Consider the following 16,998-nt stretch of genomic DNA (forward strand, 5'->3'; position numbering starts at 1 on the left):
GGGTCCGACCCCAGATTGATGCCTCTGGGTTTTCCAATCGATGCCTGCGGGTATGCTAATCGACGCGGCGGCGGAACATCCAGCTGTTGGCGCTCGACTCGCCCGGCACGTAAGCGTAGCCGTCGACGTCGAAGTCCTTCAGCCGCTGCGGATCGCGGATATTGTTGACGGCGGCGTAGCGCGCCAACAGCCCCCGGGCCCGCTTGGCATAAAAGGAAATGATTTTGTACTTGCCGCCCTTCCACTCCTGGAACACCGGGGTGATGACGGGCACGGCCAGCTTGGCCGGACGGACGGACTTGAAATATTCCTCCGACGCCAGGTTGACCAGCACCTTGGCGCCCTGCGCCTCGGCGTTGCGGTTCAGCGCCTGGGTGATGGTGTCGCCCCAGAACGAATACAGGTCCTTGCCGCGCGGCGTGTCGAGCCGGGTGCCCATCTCCAGCCGGTGAGGCTGGATCAGGTCGAGCGGACGCAACATGCCGTACAGCCCGGACAGGATGCGGATGTGCGACTGGGCGTAGTCGAGCTGGCCGGGCGTCAGGCTGCGCGCCGCCAGGCCGGCGTAGACGTCGCCGTTGAAGGCCATGACGGCCTGGCGGCCCTCGGCCGGCTCGCTGCTCCAAGAGGCGTAGCGGGCCACGTTCAGGCTGGCCAGCTTGTCCGACAAGTCCATCAGGCTGGCCACGTCGGCCGGCGAGAAGCGGCGCAGACGCTCGATCAGCTGGGTCGAGTGGTCGAGAAAGTCCGGCGTGGTGGAAATTGTCGTGGTGGGGGGCGTCTCCAAATCGAGACTTTTTGCGGGCGAAAGCACAATCAGCATAAGATTCCAAATCAACACATCTACAGAATTGCCGACATGATACCTGTTCCACCGAAACGCATCATCCTAGACACCAATGTTTGCCTCGACCTGTTCGTGTTCCACGACCCGCGCTGGGCCGGCCTGCTGGCCGCCATCGAGTCCGGCGCGGTCGAGGCGATCACCCGCGAGGATTGCCGCGCCGAATACCTGGTGGTGCTGCACTACAAGCACCTGCCGCTCGACGAGGCCAGCCGCCCGCTCGCGGCGGCCCGCTTCGACGCGCTGATCAAGGTGGTGGCGCCGCCGGTGTCGGGCGTGCGCCTGCCGGTTTGCAGCGACCGCGACGACCAGAAGTTTCTCGAACTGGCGCGCGACGCCCAGGCCGACATCCTCATCACCAAGGACAAGGCGCTGCTCAAGCTGGCGCGCCGGCTGGGCAAGGCCGGCATGTTCAGCGTCATCGTGCCGGAGAAGTGGACGCTGGAAACGCCGCCCGCCTGAGCAGTCCACCCAAGGACGAGTGCCGGGGGGGGGGNNCCCCACCCCGGTCCTTGCCCTTGGGTGTCGCGCGCGCCGACCAGCCAAGGGCATGAGACCCCGGCGCGCGGCCGATAGAAAGGTGTTCGGGGCAACACCAAATGGGGCCGGCTGCGCTAGAATGGGCAGACCCGATCAACTTGCCAGCCGCCATGAATAGTCGTCTTTCCGTAGCGCCCTTCCCCACCCCGCAGTTGCTCAGCCGCCTGCCGGCCGTCGGCACCACCGTGTTCAGCCAAATGTCGCAGCTGGCCGCCGAGTTCGGCGCCGTCAACCTCGGCCAGGGCTTTCCCGACTTCGCCTGCCAGCCGGCGCTGATCGACATGGTCGGCGAGGCCATGCGCGCCGGCTTCAACCAGTATCCGATGATGACCGGGGCGCCGCCGCTGCGCGCCGCCATCGGCCAAAAGATCGCCGCCATCTACGGCCACGAGTACGACGTCGGCAGCGAGATCACCGTCACCGCCGGCGCCACCGAGGCGCTGACCACGGCCATCCTGTGCTGCGTCCATCCGGGCGACGAGGTGATCGTCATCGAGCCGGCCTACGACTCCTACCTGCCGGCCATCGCGCTGGCCGGCGGCGTGCCGGTGCTGGTGCAGATGGAGCTGGGCCAGCGCGGCTACAGCGTGCCGTGGGACAAGGTGGCCGCCGCCGTCGGCGCGCGCACCCGCCTGATCGTCATCAACAGCCCGCACAACCCGACCGGCAGCGTGCTGCGCGGCGCCGACCTGGCGGCGCTGGCCGACATCGTCCGCGGCACCGACGTGCTGATCCTCTCGGACGAGGTCTACGAACACATGGTCTACGACGGCGCGCGCCACGAATCGGTGTGCCGCCTGCCCGAACTGGCGGCGCGCAGCTTCGTCGTCTCCAGCTTCGGCAAGACCTACCACGTGACCGGCTGGAAGGTCGGCTACGTGGCGGCGCCGGCCGCGCTCAGCGCCGAGTTCCGCAAGGTGCATCAATACAATGTTTTCTCGGTCAACACGCCGATGCAGCTAGGCTTCGCCAGCTACATGGCGGACCCGGCGCCGTATCTGGAGTTGCCGGCCTTCTACCAGCGCAAGCGCGACCTGTTCCGCGCCGGCCTGCAGGGCAGCCGCTTCGAACTGTTGCCGGCCGACGGCACCTATTTCCAGTGCGTCCGCTACGACGCCATCTCCGACCTGCCGGAAGCGCAGTTCGCCGAGTGGCTGACCAGCGAGATCAAGGTGGCGGCGATTCCGGTGTCGGCCTTCTATCAACAGGGCAAGGAGTCGGGCATCGTGCGCTTCTGCTTTGCCAAACAGGACGAGACACTCGCCTTGGCCTTGCAGCGGCTGGCCGGCGTGTAGCGACACAATATCAGCCACGGCGGCGATGATCGCCGGGGCACAGCAAGACGGGAACGATCATGGTGCAACGGCGTATCAATTTGAAAGACCTGGTGCTCGGCAAGTCCTCGCGGTGGAAACTGTTCTCGTCGGCCGAGAGCGGCGCCGCGCCGGCGGCCGCAACCGGGGCCAACGCGGCGGCGATGGCGCAGTCGGTCGACGCGCCGCTGGAGGCGCCGCAGTTTGTCGAGGCGGAGCCGCCGACCTCGGTGCTGCACCAGTTGAACCTGTCGAACCGGCGCCTGGAGCGCCTGCTGCACGAGCTGCGCAACGAGCACAACGCCGAGGCCGAGTTGCGCGGCATCGCGCGCGAGGTCATCCTGGCGGTCGAACTCAACTCCGACATCGCGCTGGCCTGCATCTTCCTCAACCAGATCGCCGGCAGCTACGCCGTGCGCCACTGTATCGAGACGGCCGTGGTGGCGGTGGTGATCGCCCACGCCATGCAAAAAACCGCCAAGGACACGCTGACCGTGACGGTGGCCGCGCTGACCATGAACGTCGGCATGCTGCGCCACCACGAGAACTTCCAGAACAAGAACACCCCGCTCAACCGCGAGGAGATGGCGATCATCCACCGCCATCCGGAGGACAGCGCCGACCTGCTCAAGTGCGCCGGCATCGAGGACGAGGAATGGATCTCCTGCGTGCTGCTGCACCACGAGAACGACGACGGCAGCGGCTATCCGGCCGGCGTGGCCAGCCCGCAGGTGACGCAGAACGCCAAGCTCATCAGCCTGGCCGACCGTTATTGCGCCCAGGTCTCGGCGCGCAACTACCGCCGCTCGGTGCTGCCGGACCAGGCCATGCGCAACCTGCTGGAAGAGAACGTGCCGCCGCTCGACCCGGTGCTGGCCGAGCACTTCGCCCACCAGCTGGGCAATTATCCGCCCGGCTGCCTGGTGCGGCTGCAAAACGGCGAGGTCGGCGTGGTCACGCAACGCCGCGCCGACGACGGCGCCTTGGGCGTGCGCTGCCTGCGCGGCGCCGCCGGCGCGACGCTGGCCGACGCCCCGCTGCGCAGCACCGGCGACAACGACTGCGCCATCGCCGAGGTGCTCAGCGAGGACCAGGCCGGCGTGCGTTTCAGCATGAAGCAGATCTGGGGCGTGCAAGCCAGCCTATAACCTCGCGTCGTTAAAGCAGACGACTAGCTGCCCTCATGCAGTCGACTCACTCACCCACGACGCGCGCGTTTCAGCGTTCCCTGGCCGCCTCGCCGACTGCCTTTTGCACCGGCGACATGAAGTCGCCCAGCACGCTGCGCTGTCCCCGCTTACCATTGCCCTTACCTCTTAAAAAGAAAATTTTACGGCGTAATGAGGTATGGACTGCCAAATACCATCATATCCATATGCAACAAGTGCTTCCTTTAGTAGGGTCTCAATGTCGTCACAGCTTAGCGAAGTGTTGGGTGGTATCTCGAGACGTAGCAAATTCCAAACCGATTGGCCGGTTCCTTTTTTTACATTTTCAGTGCTTTCTGCGCCGAGATCCAAGACAGCGGTGAGCAAAGTGCCATCGATCCATAATGCGAACGTAATTCGATTGGAAAGTTCTTGTCGGCCACTCAACATCCGCATTAAAAATACCTTGTTTTTTCGGTCGATGGTCCATGCAAAGCGAAAACCTGGTTCATCAAATCCATTTTGCTGAAAAGGAAGTCGGAAGCTATTCCAAATCTTCTTCAACTCAAAAGTGCCCACATCCTCCTCGGAAGCGAATTCATTCACAAACGCCATAATTTCCCTTAGTTATCTATCCAACATCTTGGATGCCGGCAAGAATCGTAGAAGCACCAGTTGCGAGCGTATCTTCCCCATGCGGCTGAACTGACCCAAGCGTGCCTTTTGGCGATGTGGGCAAGTAACCCTTCCTAGGAAAGCCTCGAGGAAATTGAGCAGTTGATCTTTGGCTGCACCCGCAGTCTATTTTTTGGCGCAAATTTCTTGCGGAAACTTAAGGGCACTTCGAAAAACCACCAAATTGTCGTTCCCGCGTATGCGGGAACCCATGCTGAGCCAATGGACATGCGGGGTATAGATTCCCGCCTGCGCGGCGGTCCGCCGATGCGGAATGACGGTTTTTCGAGGTACCCTTAAAAGTGCACTTGGAAATACCGCACAATCTCAGCGCGCCAACTGCTCCAGCTTGCGCTCGACGAAGGATTGCAACTCCGCCGTCAGGCCGCCGGCCGTCTTGGCGCGGGCGTAGGCTTCGCGCGCCTCGGGCAGGCGCTTGTCGGCCTGCAGGGCGATGCCCAATCCCATCCACCAAACGCCGTTTTGCGGCGCCAGCCGCAGCGCCGCCTGGTAGTGCTCGGCCGCCTCGGCATTGCGCTGGCCACGTTGCAGCAGGCCGGCCAGCATGGCGTGGTAGTCGGCGTTGTTGGCGGCGTAGGGCATGGTGCCCAGCAGCGTCTCGATGGCCGGACCGCCGCTCTCCACCTGCAGACGGGCCAGCAGCATCGCCAGCGCGGGCTGGCGCGGGTCGGCCGCCAGAGCGGCGCGCAGTTGCTGGGCCGCCTCGGCGGTGCGGCCATTCTCCAGCAGCAGGCTGACCAGGGTCTGGCGCGCCGCGTCGTGGTGCCGGTCCAGCTCCAGCGCGCGCTCCAGGCCGGCCAGCGCCTCGTTGACTCGCCCGTCTTGCAGCACCACGAGGGCGCGGCGGTAGGCGCCCTCGGCGCGCAGCGCCGGACTCATCTCGTTAGTCTCACGCTCGACGGCGCGCGAGGCGCCCAGTTTTCTTTCCGCCTGCGCCAAACGCTCCGCCGCGCTCTCGCCGAACGAACCGGCCTTGCCCGAGCGGGCGGCGCCGGCGGCTGTCGCCGGCGAAGAGCTCGCTGCGGCGGAATGCCGCGCAGCGGCCGAGCGATAGGCCGCCGAGTGTTCAGCAGCGGCCGACTCACCCACCGCTGCCGACTGCGCCGCCGGGGCTTTCCCTGCGGCGGCCGATGGTCCGGCGGCGGCCGATGGTCCGACGGCAACGGGCGCGGCCGATGCCGGCACGGCAGCGGCGTCAGGCATCGATGCCGCTGCGCTTGCCGCCGAGGCCGCTGCAAGCACCGGCGCGGCTCCGCCGCCCGGCGTCACCAGCGCAATCGACGGCGCCACGGCGGCCGGCGCGGCGGGCGCACGGTGCGCCAGGTAATAGCGCCAGCCGAACCAGCCGCCGGCGGCCAGGGCCAGCAGCGCGGCGGCGGCGGCGCCGATCAGCACGGCGCGGTGGCGCGCGCGCGGCGGCGCCAGCACCGCCTTGATCTCCTGCCGGTCGGCTTGGGCACCCGGCCCGCCGCGCGCGTCCAGATCCTGCAGCATCTTGTTGATCAGGCTCATTTGCTCAGCGCCCAGGTCAGTCCGCAGGCCGCAGCCAGCAGGGTCAGGCCGGCCCCGGCCAACCAGGGCCAACGCCAGCCGCCACGCTTGCCGCTCGGGGTGTCGCCGGCGGCCAGCTTGACGTGGCGCCGGCTGACCTGCTGGCGGCCCTCGCCGTAGCACAGCATCAACGCCTTGTTGGCGATGATGTTGACCAGGCGCGGAATGCCGCCGCTGGCCGCGTACAACTTGCCGATCGCGCCCCGGCTGAACAGGCGGGCGCCGCCGTAACCGGCCACGCGCAGGCGGTGGGCCAGATAATATTCCATGTCGTCGCGCGTGAGCGGCCCCAGGTGGTAGTGGAAGGTGATGCGCTGCGCCAACTGGCGGATCGAGTCCAGCTCCAGGTGGCGGTTCAGCTCGGGTTGGCCGAACAGGACGATCTGCAACAGCTTGCGCTTTTCCGTCTCCAGATTGGTCAGCAGGCGCAGCGCCTCCAAGCTTTGCAGCGGAATCGCCTGCGCCTCGTCCAGGCACAGCAGCACCTGCTTGCCCTGCCCGGCCAGCTCCATCAGCCGGTAGGTGATCGACTTGAGCAATTGGTGCTGGTCGACGTCGCGCGCCAGGGTCACCTCCAGCTCGTCGGCCAAGGCCAGCATCAAGGTGCGCGGCTCCAGATAGGGATTGGGGATGTAGGCGGTGACGAAATTTTCACCCAGGGTGGCGATGAATTTGCGGCACAACAGCGTCTTGCCGGTGCCGACCTCGCCGGTGATCTTGATGAAGCCCTCGCCGCCACGCGCCGCCACCAGCAAGGTGTTGAGCGCCTCCTGCGAGCGCGCGTTGCTGAAGAAAAAACTGGTGTCGGGCGTCAGGCTGAACGGCACCTCGCGCAGGCCGAAATGTTGCTGGTACATGATTAACGACGCTCCATAGGACGGCGCGGTTCGAGTTCCTTGACGCGGCGGCCCGCCTCCAGCAAGTCCTCGTTCCAGCTGGCGCCGCTCTCGACGATGGTCGGCTTGATCAGCACCACCAGTTCGCGCTTCTGCATCACGTCCTTGGTGTTGCGGAACAGCGCGCCGAGCAGCGGCACGTCGCCGGCGCCCGGCACCTGCGAGCGGTCGGTGGTGGTGGCCTGGCGCATAAGGCCGCCGATGGCGACCACCTGGCCGTCCTGGCCGCGCACCATGCTGTCCATTTCCGAGGTCGACGAGGCGGCCAGCGGCAGGGTCAGGCTGCCGGCGACGCCCAGGTTGACGCCCTTGTTGACGGTCGACACCTGGCTCACCGAGGGATGCACGTGCAGCGTGATGTTGCCGCGCGCATCGATCTGCGGCGTCACGTCGAGCACCACGCCGGAGAAGAACGGTTGCAAGGTCACGCTGGGCGAGGTGACGCCGGCGCCGCTGCCGGTGGTGGTGGTGGTGGTGCTGACGCCGGTGACATAAAACTCGTCGGTGCCGATCTTCAACACGGCCTTCTGGTTGTTCAGCGTGGCGATGCGCGGGCTCGACAGCACATGCACCGTGCCCTGCGATTCGAGGAAGGAAATCAGCGCGGCGAAATTGCTGGTCTGGAAGGCCAGGCCGAACAGCGAACCGACGGCCTCGCCGGCCGAGCCCAGCGAGTAGCCGCTGCTGGCCGCGATGCTGGTGCCGCCGCTGCTGGCGATCACGGTCGGCGCGGTGGCGCCGCCGCCGCCCTGGGCCAGCGGTGTCAGCACGGTGCCGGGCGCGAGGAAACCGGTGGAGAACTTGTTGTTGCCGTGACCGTCGCGGAAGCGGCCGAAGGCGGACCAGTTGACGCCGCTTTGGAAACCGCTGTTCAGCTCGACCTCCAGGATCTTGGCCTCGAGGATCACCTGGCGCTCGACCGACAGCTGGGTGGCGCGCAGGTACTGGTCGACATTGCGCAGCTCGTCGGGCATGGCGCGCACCAACACCACGCCGGACTGCGGACTGATGACCACGCTGCGGCCGTCCTTGCCGACCTCGATGATGGCCTCCAGCGCCGTCTTCAGCTCCAGCCAGAAGTCGCTGCTGGTCTGGGTCTGCACGTTGCTGCTGTCGCGCTGGCCGACGCGGCTGTTGCTGCCGTCGCTAGGGTTGTTGCCGGAATTGTTGTCGTTGTTATTGTTTTGGTTGTTGTTATTGTTGTTGCCGCCGTTGTTGGTCGAGTTGCTGTTGCTGCTGGTGCCGGCGCTGGCCACCGAGGTGGAGTTGACGCGCAGACTGGAACTGCCGCGCCGCACCGAGCTCAGGTAGTTGACCTGGAACATGCGCGTCTGCATGGTCAGCGGGCGGATGTAGATGCGGCTGCCCTCGACCTTGTAGTCGTAGCCGTACAGCTCGCGCACGGCGTCGAGCGCCTCGAACAGCGAGACGTCTTTCAGGTTGGCGCTGATGCTGCCGACCACCTCGGGATGGATCAGCATGTTGTAGCGGGTGCCGGCGACGATGGAGTGGTAGAACTGCTGCGCCGGCACGTTGTTGAAGTTGACGTTGAAGCGCTCCTCCAGCACGGCATGCGCCTTGGGCAGCTTGTCGGCCAGTTGCGCCACCGGCGGCAGCAGCGCGCTGGCCACGGCCTCGCTCTGCGTCGTCGCGGCAGGCTTGGCGGCCGCCGCCGCCAGCTCCTCGCTGATCTTGTCGTAGGTGTCGCGCCGATGCGGCGCCTGGCAGGCGCTCAGGCCCAACAGTACCGCGACCACCAGGATTAATTTTTGCATAATGCGTCTCTTCATCAATAGCAACATCAACGGGCCGTCGCCGGCCGCGCGTCCGCCTGTTCGGCGGGCAATAGGGTGAGCACCTCGACCTTGGCGCCGCGCCGCAGCACGACGCTGTTCTTGTCGACCTTGGTCAACACGGCGCCGTTGAACTTGTCGCCGCGCCGCACGGTCTGGCCGTCGATCACGGCGACCTGGCGGCCACGGCTGCCGGTCAGCACCGATTGCAGCTGCGGCCGGCCGCCGTTGGCTGGCGGCGCGGCAACGACGACAGCGCCACCCAGCGCCCGCATCGCCTCGGGCGGCGGCCGGGTCGGGTCGGGCAGCGTCTGCGAGGAAGCCGAAGCCGGGGCCGGGGCCGGGGCCGGCGCCGGCCCCGGGGCAAAATTCTGCGCCGGCGCCAGCACCGGCGCCAAACTCAGCGCCAGCACCGGCAGCCAGCGCCGGACGGCGGCCTTAGCGTATCGGATGGTGCTCATATCGAAATCCATTTCTTGTCCAGGCTGAGCGTGTACAGCGTGAGGGTCAGACGGGCGGTCGGGTAGTCGCCGGCGTCCAGCTTGGCCTTGCCCCAGAACAGCTGGCTCGGCAGCGCCTCCAGCGCGGCCATGTAGTTGACCATGTCGACATAGCCGCCCTGCAGCACCACCTCGACGCCGTGGCGATACAACAGCTCCGGCGACTTCGACGGCGCGGCCGGCTTGGCGGCGCCCACGGCACCGACAGCACCGACAGCACCAACGGCGGCGGCAGCGGTAAGCTGGGCGACGGGCTGGGTCGCCGACGCGGCGGGCGACATGCCGGCGTCCATGCCGGCGCCGACCTCGCTGATGCCGCTGACCGGCAGCGTGCTCAAGGACAGCAACTGCAAGCGGCCATTGCCGCGCAACAGATGTTCAAGCAAGGGGGCGATCCGCTCCGGCGCGACCAGCCCCTTCTGCAAGGTGCGCAGCGAGGCGCTGGCCTGCTCGCTCTGTTGGGCGGCCTGTTTGAGCCGGCTGCGCACGGCCTCGTCGGGATCGACGTCAAAGGCCGCCACCTTGCTGGTGATTTCCATGTCGATGCCGGCGATCTGGTTTTGCTGCTGCTTGAGCTGCGCCAGCAAGGCCTTCTGCCGCGCCAGCAGCGGGTCGAGCATGATCGAGTAGACCAGGAAGATGATGGCGGCGGCGCTGCCGGCGAACACCATGGCGCGCTCGCGCAAGGTCATCGCGTCGAGCCGGGTGGTCAATTTGAGCCATTGCTGCTTCATTTGGCGGCCTCCGGTTCGCTCGATTGCAGGCTGAACTCGACGAAGGGCGCCAGTTTGGCGCCGGCGACGACGGGCGCAGGCGCAGGCGCCTGCGCTGCTGCGGCGGCGGCGGACGCCGCCGCAGCAGCGCCGATGCCGGCCAGGTTGGCCAGCGGCGCCGAGATCGGCGCGGGCGCCGGCACGGCCGGCGCCGGCTCGAACGTGGCACGCTCGATGCGCAGGCTGGCGAAGGTCTTGCCGCGCATGACCTTCTCGGCATTCAGACGGGCGATGTAGTTGGGGATCAAGGTCGCCTGCATCGCCCTGCCCTGCACGCCGATGTCATGGCCGGCGCCGACGATGGTCACGCCGGTCAGCCACAGGCCGCCGACGTTCTGCCGCGCCAGCGCGCGGAAATACTCGGCGTAGCCGTCGGTGTTGCCGAGCCGGCCATTGTGCAGCACGGCGTCGGCCTCGCGCAGCGACTTGAGCAGCAGCTCGGCGCGGGCCAGCTGCTCGGCCAGCGCGGGATTCGCCTGGCGCGGCTGGAACTGCGCCGCCACCTTGACCAGGCGCGCCTCGCGCTGCTCGACCAGCACCTTGCCGGCGGCGGCACGCCGCTCCAGCTCGCCGACGCGAAACTGCGCGTAGCCGCCTAGCGCCAACGCGCCAAGCAATATCACCGCCAACGCCTGCAGCATCGGCAGCGCGCCAAAGATCCGCTTCTTCTTCAGGAAAATCGGATTGAACAGGTTGATCTGCTGGCTCACAGGCTGCTCTCCTCATAGCGCAGCGCGGCGCCCAGCGTCAGGAAGAAGCGGCGTTGCTGCTCCACCTCGGCCAGTTCGGGCGTGTTGCTCAGATCGAAGACGTCGCTCAACTCCATCGCCTCGACCGGCAGGTAAAGATTGCTGGCCAGGTATTCATGCAGGCCCGGCGCGCCGCTCGGCGCCAGCAACAGCTTGGAGACGCTGATGAAATGAAACTGGCGGTCGAAGTGGTCCATCGAGCGTTGCAACTCCAGCGCGATCTTTTCAAAGCAGACCTGTTGCTTGTCCGAGTCCGGCTCCAGCAATTGGGCCAGGGTGACATCGATGCGCCGCGCCAGATACAGCTCGGCGTGGTAGGTGACGGTGAGCAGGCCGCCATCGGCGTCGAAGGACAGCATGGCCAAGCCGCGCCCCTCCGGTTCGAGCAGGGTCGAAATGTTGCGCTGGGCCAGTTCGGGGATGTCGATCACGCGCAGGCGGAACTTGGCCGCGCCGAACAGGTCCTGGCGCGCCTTGACCACGCTGTTGCGCGCGGCAACGACGAACATGGTGTTGGCGCGCTGCGCCGCGCTCTTGTCGAGCGGAATATCCAGCACGTCGATGGCGGCATCGTCGACATGGAAGTCGAGCATGTCCTTGAGGCGCCAACGCACCGCCGTCTTCAATTCGTCGCGCGGCACATTCGGCGCGTCGACCGCCAGCAACTGGTATTCGCCGCCGCCGAGCAAAGTGCCGCAGCGGAAGCTGGCGGCGCGCAGCTCGCGGCCCAGCTTGTCGAGCGCCTCGGCCGGGCCATTCGCCTGGACGGCATGGAATTGCGCCAGCTCGACCACCGGCTTGGCCTCCCTGACACGGCGCACGCCGCCGACGCAGATGCCGTCGGCGAGCAGGTTGATCGTCAGCCAGCCTTCTTTTTTCTTAGATTTTGAGAAGAAACCCATGCCTGCAATCTATGTGGTCAACACTACGTGAGGAAAACACGCTAGTTGATTGATTATATTCAAGATGCTTTCGCCTTATGTCGCAATATTGCATTCCGCGTCCAAAAATGCACAGATTCCCACTGTTTCGCGCAATGCTGGCGTGCCGAGTTGCTAGAGCTCCGCCTGCAATTGCCGCTGCACATAGTCCGCACCCGGCGCCGGATTCGGGCAGACGCTGCCGGCCGCCGCCGGCGCGCAGGCGGTCGACTGGATCTGGATGCGCTGGCCGACGCCCTGCGCGGCGGTGCAAACGACGGTGACGCTGAAGGCCGACAGGGTGTTGTTCGGCGGCAGATCGAAGTTGTAGGTTCCCGGACAGGCCAGCGCGATGGGCGGCGCCGCGCTCGCCCCCTGCAGACGCACCCACAGCGCCCACTCCAAACCGGCGCGCGCCGCCTGGTAGGCGCGGGCGCCCTGCTCGTCCAGCGCGGCGCTGCTCTGCTGCGTGGTCATCAGCGAGACCATGGCCACCGCCAGCCCGGCCAGCGCCACCAGCAGGAAGATCGCCGTCACCATGCCGACCCCGGCGGCGCGACGCAACGCGCGCACGCGCATGAATGCGCTCAGGCGCGTTGGCGAGCCGGTCGGCGCAGGGGTCGGCACAGGGCCGGGCAACGGCGTGGGCAAACGGGTCGGCAGGCTCATGGCGTGTTCTCGACGTGGATTTGGTGCGCCAGGGTGATCCTCTCGGTGCTGTTGGGGCGGCCCAGCACGATGGTCAGGCCGATCAGCCCGGTGTGCACGTTCGGCTGGTTGGTGTAACGGAAGGTACAGCTGACCACGTTCCTGGCCAGCACGGCCGACTGGCCGGCGCCGGCCACCGGCATGGCCGCCTGGAAGCCGTAGTTCCAAAATCGCGTCAGCGTGCCGGTGGCGGCGGCGTTGCCCTGGCAGACGAACAGCACCGGCTGCTGCACCACCTGGAAACGCTGGCTCGGCGAGGTGTTCGGCAGGCGCGCCGGCGTCGCCAGCGCCGGCACGGAGAAGGTGTTGGCCAGCAGCGTGACCGTGTTGCCAGCCACCGCCAAGACGCGGGCACGGTTGCTACCGGCGTAGGCGTCGGCATCCAGATAGCCGGAGCCGAGGTTATAGACAACCATGTCATCGCCGGCCACGATGGCACTGACGCCGACCGGCATGGCGCCGTCGACGGTGAAAGTGTTGGCGACCGTCTGGAAATCGAGCACCGGCAGCGCGGCGTTGGCGTTGTCTTCAATGGAGAGGTAGCGGCCGCCGATCTTGGTGGGGATGAATTCGATCAGGCTGGCGCCGCCCACCACCTGCTCGCGCACACTGTTGGGCAAGGCGCCGCGCAGCTCGCGGGCCATGCGGCGCAGGGCCAGGTCGGCCTGGTCGCTCATCTCGGCACGGCCGGAGGCGTCCATATAGTTCTGCACCGGCTGGCGGATGAACAGCACCAGGATGCCCGCCAGCACGCCGGTGATGACCATGACCATGATCGCCTCCACCAGCGTGAAGCCGCGCTGGCGCCTGGCGGGCGTGTTGGCGGGCGGCCTCATGGATAGGAGGTCGGCGCGTAACGGGTGCGGTAGCCGTCCAGCGTCACGTTGTCATTGGGGCTGCCGTAGTTGACGGTGACCGTGATGCGCACTGCGTTCAGGTTGGCCGCCAAAGCATTGCCGCGCACCGGCAGGGCCGCCGGCCCCAGCGGTGCGGCGACGCCGGGGACATTCATCGTCACGTTGGCGGTGAAGCCGGCGACGTCGCCCTCGAAGGGAATGCCGGCGGCATCGACCAGCACGCCGCCGACGGTGAACGGGGTGGATACGGCATTGGCGCCGGTCACATAATCGTTGACGTTGTCGAAGGGGCGGCCGACGTTGCCCGCTTCCAGCCCGAAACCTTCGGCCTTGTCGAAGCATTGCAGCGGATTGCCGGCGCCGCCGTTGACGGCGCTGGTGGCCGTCGCCGCGTTGGCGTCGGTCGGATCGCAATAGGTGAAACGGGCCAACTCGATTTCCTCCAACAAGGCTTCCGCCAGCAGCAGCGCCTGTTTGCGGCGCACCGGATCGGCACTGGCCTTGGTCGACAGATTGAACACCTGCATGATGCCGGCGGCCGCGATGCCCATGACGACGATGAAGATGATCAGCTCGATGATGCTGAGCCCGCGTTGCCTGCCTGGCGGATTAAAAGACATTGCCGGTTTCCGCTTGCACGACGATGACGATATTGTTGGCGCCGCTGGTGACGCTGATGCTCAAGGGCTGCAAGGCGGCCTGCCCCGCCACCACGCCGAAGGTGGATGGCGCGCCGGCCGGATTGTTGACGCCGATATTGGCGGCGTCGGCCTTGGCGTAGGGCCGGCCCAGCGCGTCGAAGTAGAAATAGCCGTTCGGCCCCACCTGGTTGACGCTGTTGCTGGCCACCACGGTGCCGGCCGGTGGCGCCTCGCACATCCAGCCGGCGATGTAATTGCCGCCGATCTGGCACTGGGCGCGGCTGGTCGTGCTGCCACTGTTGCTGCCGGCGGGAGAAGTGAGCATATTGTTTGCGGTGCAGACTGCCGCCGAGCACAGCGCGAAGCGGTTGCCGTCGGCGATCACAAAGATCGGTCGGTTCTGCGCCACCGCCACCTTTTGGCCATAACGGATGATGGCGCGGACTTGGTCGGCGTACTCTCTGGCCTCGAAAACGCTGTTGTCGAAAAAGCGTCCCACGGCGACCGCGCCGAGGATGCCGGTGACGACCAGCACCACCACCAACTCGATCATCGTGAAACCGCTCCCCCGCCGGGGCCGTCGTCGGAAAGCGGACAAGCGGCAGGCCAAGGGGGCGGGTTGGATCGACATGGTGGCTAAGCCGCTCGGCGCCGGACCGGCCTGCGGCGGCCAGCCTAGCTGCTTACTGACAACCGGCCGCCGTTCCTGTCACCACGACAGTTGGCGGCGTATTGGCGGCGGCGGTCTGGGTGTAGATCAAGTTGCAAGTCAGACCGCTGGGTGTACCGGCGACGCCGGTCGGGATGATCAGCAGGCCGTTGATCGGAATTGCCGGCGCGTTCGCCGTCGCCGGAACGACGGCGGCGCCGCCGATGGTGATGGTGTAGTCACTGTTGGTGGCGCCGTTGGCGCTGATACCCGCCCCTTGGAGGAAGCCGGCCGATGCGGTCGGATAGCCCAAGGCGACGGGAATCACCGCACCCTCATTGGTAAAGCTGGCGGCGGTGGGATTGGCCAGGCTCTGACCATGCACCATGGCGACGGTGGACTGCACGGCGCCGCGCGCCGCGTTCAATGCCGCCAGACGGGCGTCGCCCGACAGGCCGGCGAACTTCGGCAGGGCCGTGGCCGCCAAAATCCCCAAAATCACGATCACCACGATCAACTCGATCAGGGTGAAACCTGCTTGGGCGGAACTACGCATTGCGGTCAGTGCTGGCTTTTTCATCAAATTCTCCAAATCGTCGCGAGGACAAAGTAGTACGAGACGACGACAAATTTCCGTGGGCGCGGCCTCAACCGTTCAATTGTTCCAGAGTCGCACCGGACATTTCCGGGGCACTCGACGGCTTGGCGGGTGATAAGGGCAAGCGCAATAATTTTACCTTGAACTGCAACTGTTTCAGTGAAGAATCTCCGAAAACACTTCTCTCGTTCAACAAATACACCAAAATTTTCCTGTCCCTATCGAAATACCAGTTACCCGGCGCCAATTCCCGCACATCGGGCGAATAAAATTCGCCGAGATAATTCCTGGGTTTGCGGTCGAGCAGCTCCAGCGGGTTCTGTTCGGCCAATTGCGCCAGATTCAAGGGGTGCTCGGGCAGGCGCGCCTGGGCCTGCTTCAGCTGCAAGACGCTGCGGATAGCGGACACTGTGTACTGCATCGCCACGCGCTCGGCCTCGCCCTGGTAGGAATACAGCCGGCTCAGCAACATCGCGGCCAGAATCGCCACCACCGAAGCGCTGACGGCGAACTCCATCAGACCGGCGCCCCCCTGCCGCCGCTGTTGCTGGATGGAGACAGTCCTTGCATGGAATGTGAAGCGGCTCATTTCGGGTGCAGGGCCGCCTTGCCCAGGTCCCAGATCGGCAGGAAAATGCCCAGCGCCAGCACCAGCACCATGGCGCCGAGGAAGACGATCAGAATCGGCTCGATCTGCGCCGACAGGGTTTTGAGCTCGTAGTCGACCTCGCGCTCGTACATCTGGGCGATCTCGTCCATCAGCTCGTCGAGCGAGCCGCTCTCCTCGCCGACGGCGATCATCTGCAGCACCACCGGCGTGAACACGCCGGCCGCCGCCGCCGTGCGCAGGATGCTCTCGCCGCGCTCGACGCCGTCGCGCATCTGCTCGACGCGCGCCGTCAAATAGGCGTTGTCGACCGTCTGCGAGACCACCGTCAGGGCCTGCACGATGGGCACGCCGCTGCGGCTGGACAGCGCAAAGCTGCGGGCGAAGCGCGCCATGGTGCCCTTCAGCACGATCTTGCCGGCCACCGGCACGCGCAGCTTCCACTGGTCCCAGCGGTAGCGGCCGGCCGTGGTGGCCAGCCAGGCGCGCGTGCCGAAAATGCCGGCCAGCAGCGCGCCCAGCAGGACCGGCCAGTAGCGCACGCTGAAATTCGAGGTGCCGATCAGGATGCGCGTCATCAGCGGCAGCTCGGCGTGGAAGCCCTCGAACACTTTGACGAACGAGGGAATCACGAAGATGTTGACGATCACCATCGCCGCGACCATGGCGAAGACCACGAAGCCGGGGTAGCGGGTCGCCGTCTTGACCCGCTCGCGCATGTCGCGGTCGAACTCCAGGTGGTCGAACAGGCGCAGGAACACTTCCTCCAGCCGGCCGGTCATCTCGCCCACCCGCACCATCGACAGGTAGAACTGGCTGAACACCTCGGGGTGGCGGCGCATCGCCGCCGACAGCTCGCGACCGGAATCGAGCGACTCGCGCAGGTCCTTGATGACGCGGCCGAAAGCCTTGCTGACGGCCGACTCCTGCAGGCCGGCCAGGCCGCGCATGATCGGCACGCCGGACTTGAGCAGGGTGTACAACTGGCGGCTGAACAGTTGCACGTCCATCGAGGTGACCTTCTTCTCGGTCAGCCGCTGCCACCATGGATCGTCGCCGCCGGCGCTGACCGTCTTGCTGGTGAGCTCGATCTCGATCGGCGTCACGCCGGTGTTGAACAACTGCTCGGCGACGGCGCCGCTGTCGGCGCCCTCCAGCACGCCCTGCATCAGCTCGCCGCGCGCGTTGCGGCCCTTGTAGGCGAAAAATGGCACG

General features: G+C 66.3%; 19 protein-coding genes. 3 read left to right on the top strand and 16 right to left on the bottom strand.

The features are described 5' to 3' along the window. Window positions 1–55: 55 nt before the first annotated feature. Complete coding sequence (gene yaaA / locus H7U20_RS25710; RefSeq protein WP_199761993.1) at window positions 56–823, bottom strand: peroxide stress protein YaaA; 768 nt, start codon at window positions 821–823, stop codon at window positions 56–58. A 36-nt stretch (window positions 824–859) separates the two neighbouring features. On the opposite strand from yaaA, the gene H7U20_RS25715 reads away from it, so the two are divergent. The 3 genes from H7U20_RS25715 to H7U20_RS25725 all read left to right on the top strand — a co-directional run bounded on the left by H7U20_RS25715 (window position 860) and on the right by H7U20_RS25725 (window position 3,845). After that, entirely contained in the window at window positions 860–1,306 is a 447-nt protein-coding gene (locus H7U20_RS25715; RefSeq protein ID WP_199761994.1) for a putative toxin-antitoxin system toxin component, PIN family, read from the top strand. A gap of 188 nt (window positions 1,307–1,494) precedes the next feature. Next, window positions 1,495–2,679, top strand: a complete 1,185-nt coding sequence (locus H7U20_RS25720; RefSeq protein ID WP_199761995.1) for a pyridoxal phosphate-dependent aminotransferase — start codon at window positions 1,495–1,497, stop codon at window positions 2,677–2,679. Window positions 2,680–2,738: 59 nt separating this feature from the next. Beyond that, window positions 2,739–3,845 carry an HD-GYP domain-containing protein gene (locus tag H7U20_RS25725; RefSeq protein ID WP_199761996.1) on the top strand — a complete coding sequence of 369 codons (1,107 nt, stop codon included), beginning with the start codon at window positions 2,739–2,741 and terminating at the stop codon, window positions 3,843–3,845. 168 nt (window positions 3,846–4,013) lie between these two features. Here the strand turns inward: H7U20_RS25725 and H7U20_RS25730 are convergent, their stop codons facing one another. The 15 genes from H7U20_RS25730 to H7U20_RS25800 all read right to left on the bottom strand — a co-directional run bounded on the left by H7U20_RS25730 (window position 4,014) and on the right by H7U20_RS25800 (window position 16,997). After that, window positions 4,014–4,460, bottom strand: coding sequence for a hypothetical protein (locus H7U20_RS25730; protein ID WP_199761997.1), 447 nt, complete (start codon window positions 4,458–4,460; stop codon window positions 4,014–4,016). Between the two features lie 387 nt (window positions 4,461–4,847). Beyond that, window positions 4,848–6,053 (bottom strand): tetratricopeptide repeat protein, encoded by a 1,206-nt coding sequence (locus H7U20_RS25735; RefSeq protein WP_199761998.1) that lies wholly within the window; start codon window positions 6,051–6,053, stop codon window positions 4,848–4,850. Continuing rightward, window positions 6,050–6,949 carry an ExeA family protein gene (locus tag H7U20_RS25740; RefSeq protein WP_199761999.1) on the bottom strand — a complete coding sequence of 300 codons (900 nt, stop codon included), beginning with the start codon at window positions 6,947–6,949 and terminating at the stop codon, window positions 6,050–6,052. The genes H7U20_RS25735 and H7U20_RS25740 overlap by 4 nt, the downstream gene beginning before the upstream one ends. Window positions 6,950–6,951: 2 nt before the next feature. Beyond that, window positions 6,952–8,763 (bottom strand): pilus (MSHA type) biogenesis protein MshL, encoded by a 1,812-nt coding sequence (gene mshL, locus H7U20_RS25745; protein WP_199762000.1) that lies wholly within the window; start codon window positions 8,761–8,763, stop codon window positions 6,952–6,954. A 26-nt stretch (window positions 8,764–8,789) separates the two neighbouring features. Further along, window positions 8,790–9,242, bottom strand: a complete 453-nt coding sequence (locus H7U20_RS25750; protein ID WP_233411089.1) for a hypothetical protein — start codon at window positions 9,240–9,242, stop codon at window positions 8,790–8,792. Further along, window positions 9,239–10,015 carry a type II secretion system protein GspM gene (gene gspM / locus H7U20_RS25755; RefSeq protein WP_199762001.1) on the bottom strand — a complete coding sequence of 259 codons (777 nt, stop codon included), beginning with the start codon at window positions 10,013–10,015 and terminating at the stop codon, window positions 9,239–9,241. The genes H7U20_RS25750 and gspM overlap by 4 nt, the downstream gene beginning before the upstream one ends. Further along, window positions 10,012–10,764, bottom strand: a complete 753-nt coding sequence (locus H7U20_RS25760; RefSeq protein WP_199762002.1) for an MSHA biogenesis protein MshI — start codon at window positions 10,762–10,764, stop codon at window positions 10,012–10,014. The genes gspM and H7U20_RS25760 overlap by 4 nt, the downstream gene beginning before the upstream one ends. Next, complete coding sequence (locus tag H7U20_RS25765; RefSeq protein WP_199762003.1) at window positions 10,761–11,705, bottom strand: type IV pilus biogenesis protein PilM; 945 nt, start codon at window positions 11,703–11,705, stop codon at window positions 10,761–10,763. The genes H7U20_RS25760 and H7U20_RS25765 overlap by 4 nt, the downstream gene beginning before the upstream one ends. 153 nt (window positions 11,706–11,858) lie before the next feature. Beyond that, the gene (locus tag H7U20_RS25770; protein WP_233411090.1) at window positions 11,859–12,392 is read right to left on the bottom strand and encodes a pilus assembly PilX family protein; all 534 of its coding nucleotides are present in this window, start codon (window positions 12,390–12,392) and stop codon (window positions 11,859–11,861) included. Then, window positions 12,389–13,267 (bottom strand): type II secretion system protein, encoded by an 879-nt coding sequence (locus H7U20_RS25775; RefSeq protein ID WP_199762004.1) that lies wholly within the window; start codon window positions 13,265–13,267, stop codon window positions 12,389–12,391. Before H7U20_RS25775 ends, H7U20_RS25770 begins: the two co-directional genes overlap by 4 nt. Next, a complete protein-coding gene (locus H7U20_RS25780) occupies window positions 13,264–13,908 on the bottom strand; it encodes a type IV pilus modification PilV family protein (RefSeq protein WP_199762005.1) in 645 nt (214 codons plus the stop codon). The genes H7U20_RS25775 and H7U20_RS25780 overlap by 4 nt, the downstream gene beginning before the upstream one ends. Further along, entirely contained in the window at window positions 13,898–14,560 is a 663-nt protein-coding gene (locus tag H7U20_RS25785; protein ID WP_370593255.1) for a pilus assembly FimT family protein, read from the bottom strand. Before H7U20_RS25785 ends, H7U20_RS25780 begins: the two co-directional genes overlap by 11 nt. Before the next feature lie 52 nt (window positions 14,561–14,612). Next, window positions 14,613–15,170: a type II secretion system protein gene (locus H7U20_RS25790; RefSeq protein ID WP_233411091.1), complete on the bottom strand. Its 558-nt coding sequence runs from the start codon at window positions 15,168–15,170 to the stop codon at window positions 14,613–14,615. Window positions 15,171–15,225: 55 nt separating this feature from the next. Continuing rightward, window positions 15,226–15,765, bottom strand: coding sequence for a type II secretion system protein (locus tag H7U20_RS25795; RefSeq protein ID WP_199762007.1), 540 nt, complete (start codon window positions 15,763–15,765; stop codon window positions 15,226–15,228). Beyond that, complete coding sequence (locus tag H7U20_RS25800) at window positions 15,762–16,997, bottom strand: type II secretion system F family protein (protein ID WP_199762008.1); 1,236 nt, start codon at window positions 16,995–16,997, stop codon at window positions 15,762–15,764. The genes H7U20_RS25795 and H7U20_RS25800 overlap by 4 nt, the downstream gene beginning before the upstream one ends. Between the last annotated feature and the right edge of the window lies 1 nt (window position 16,998).

The organism is Rugamonas violacea (genome assembly GCF_016461825.1).
In the GTDB taxonomy this organism is placed as follows: domain Bacteria; phylum Pseudomonadota; class Gammaproteobacteria; order Burkholderiales; family Burkholderiaceae_D; genus Rugamonas.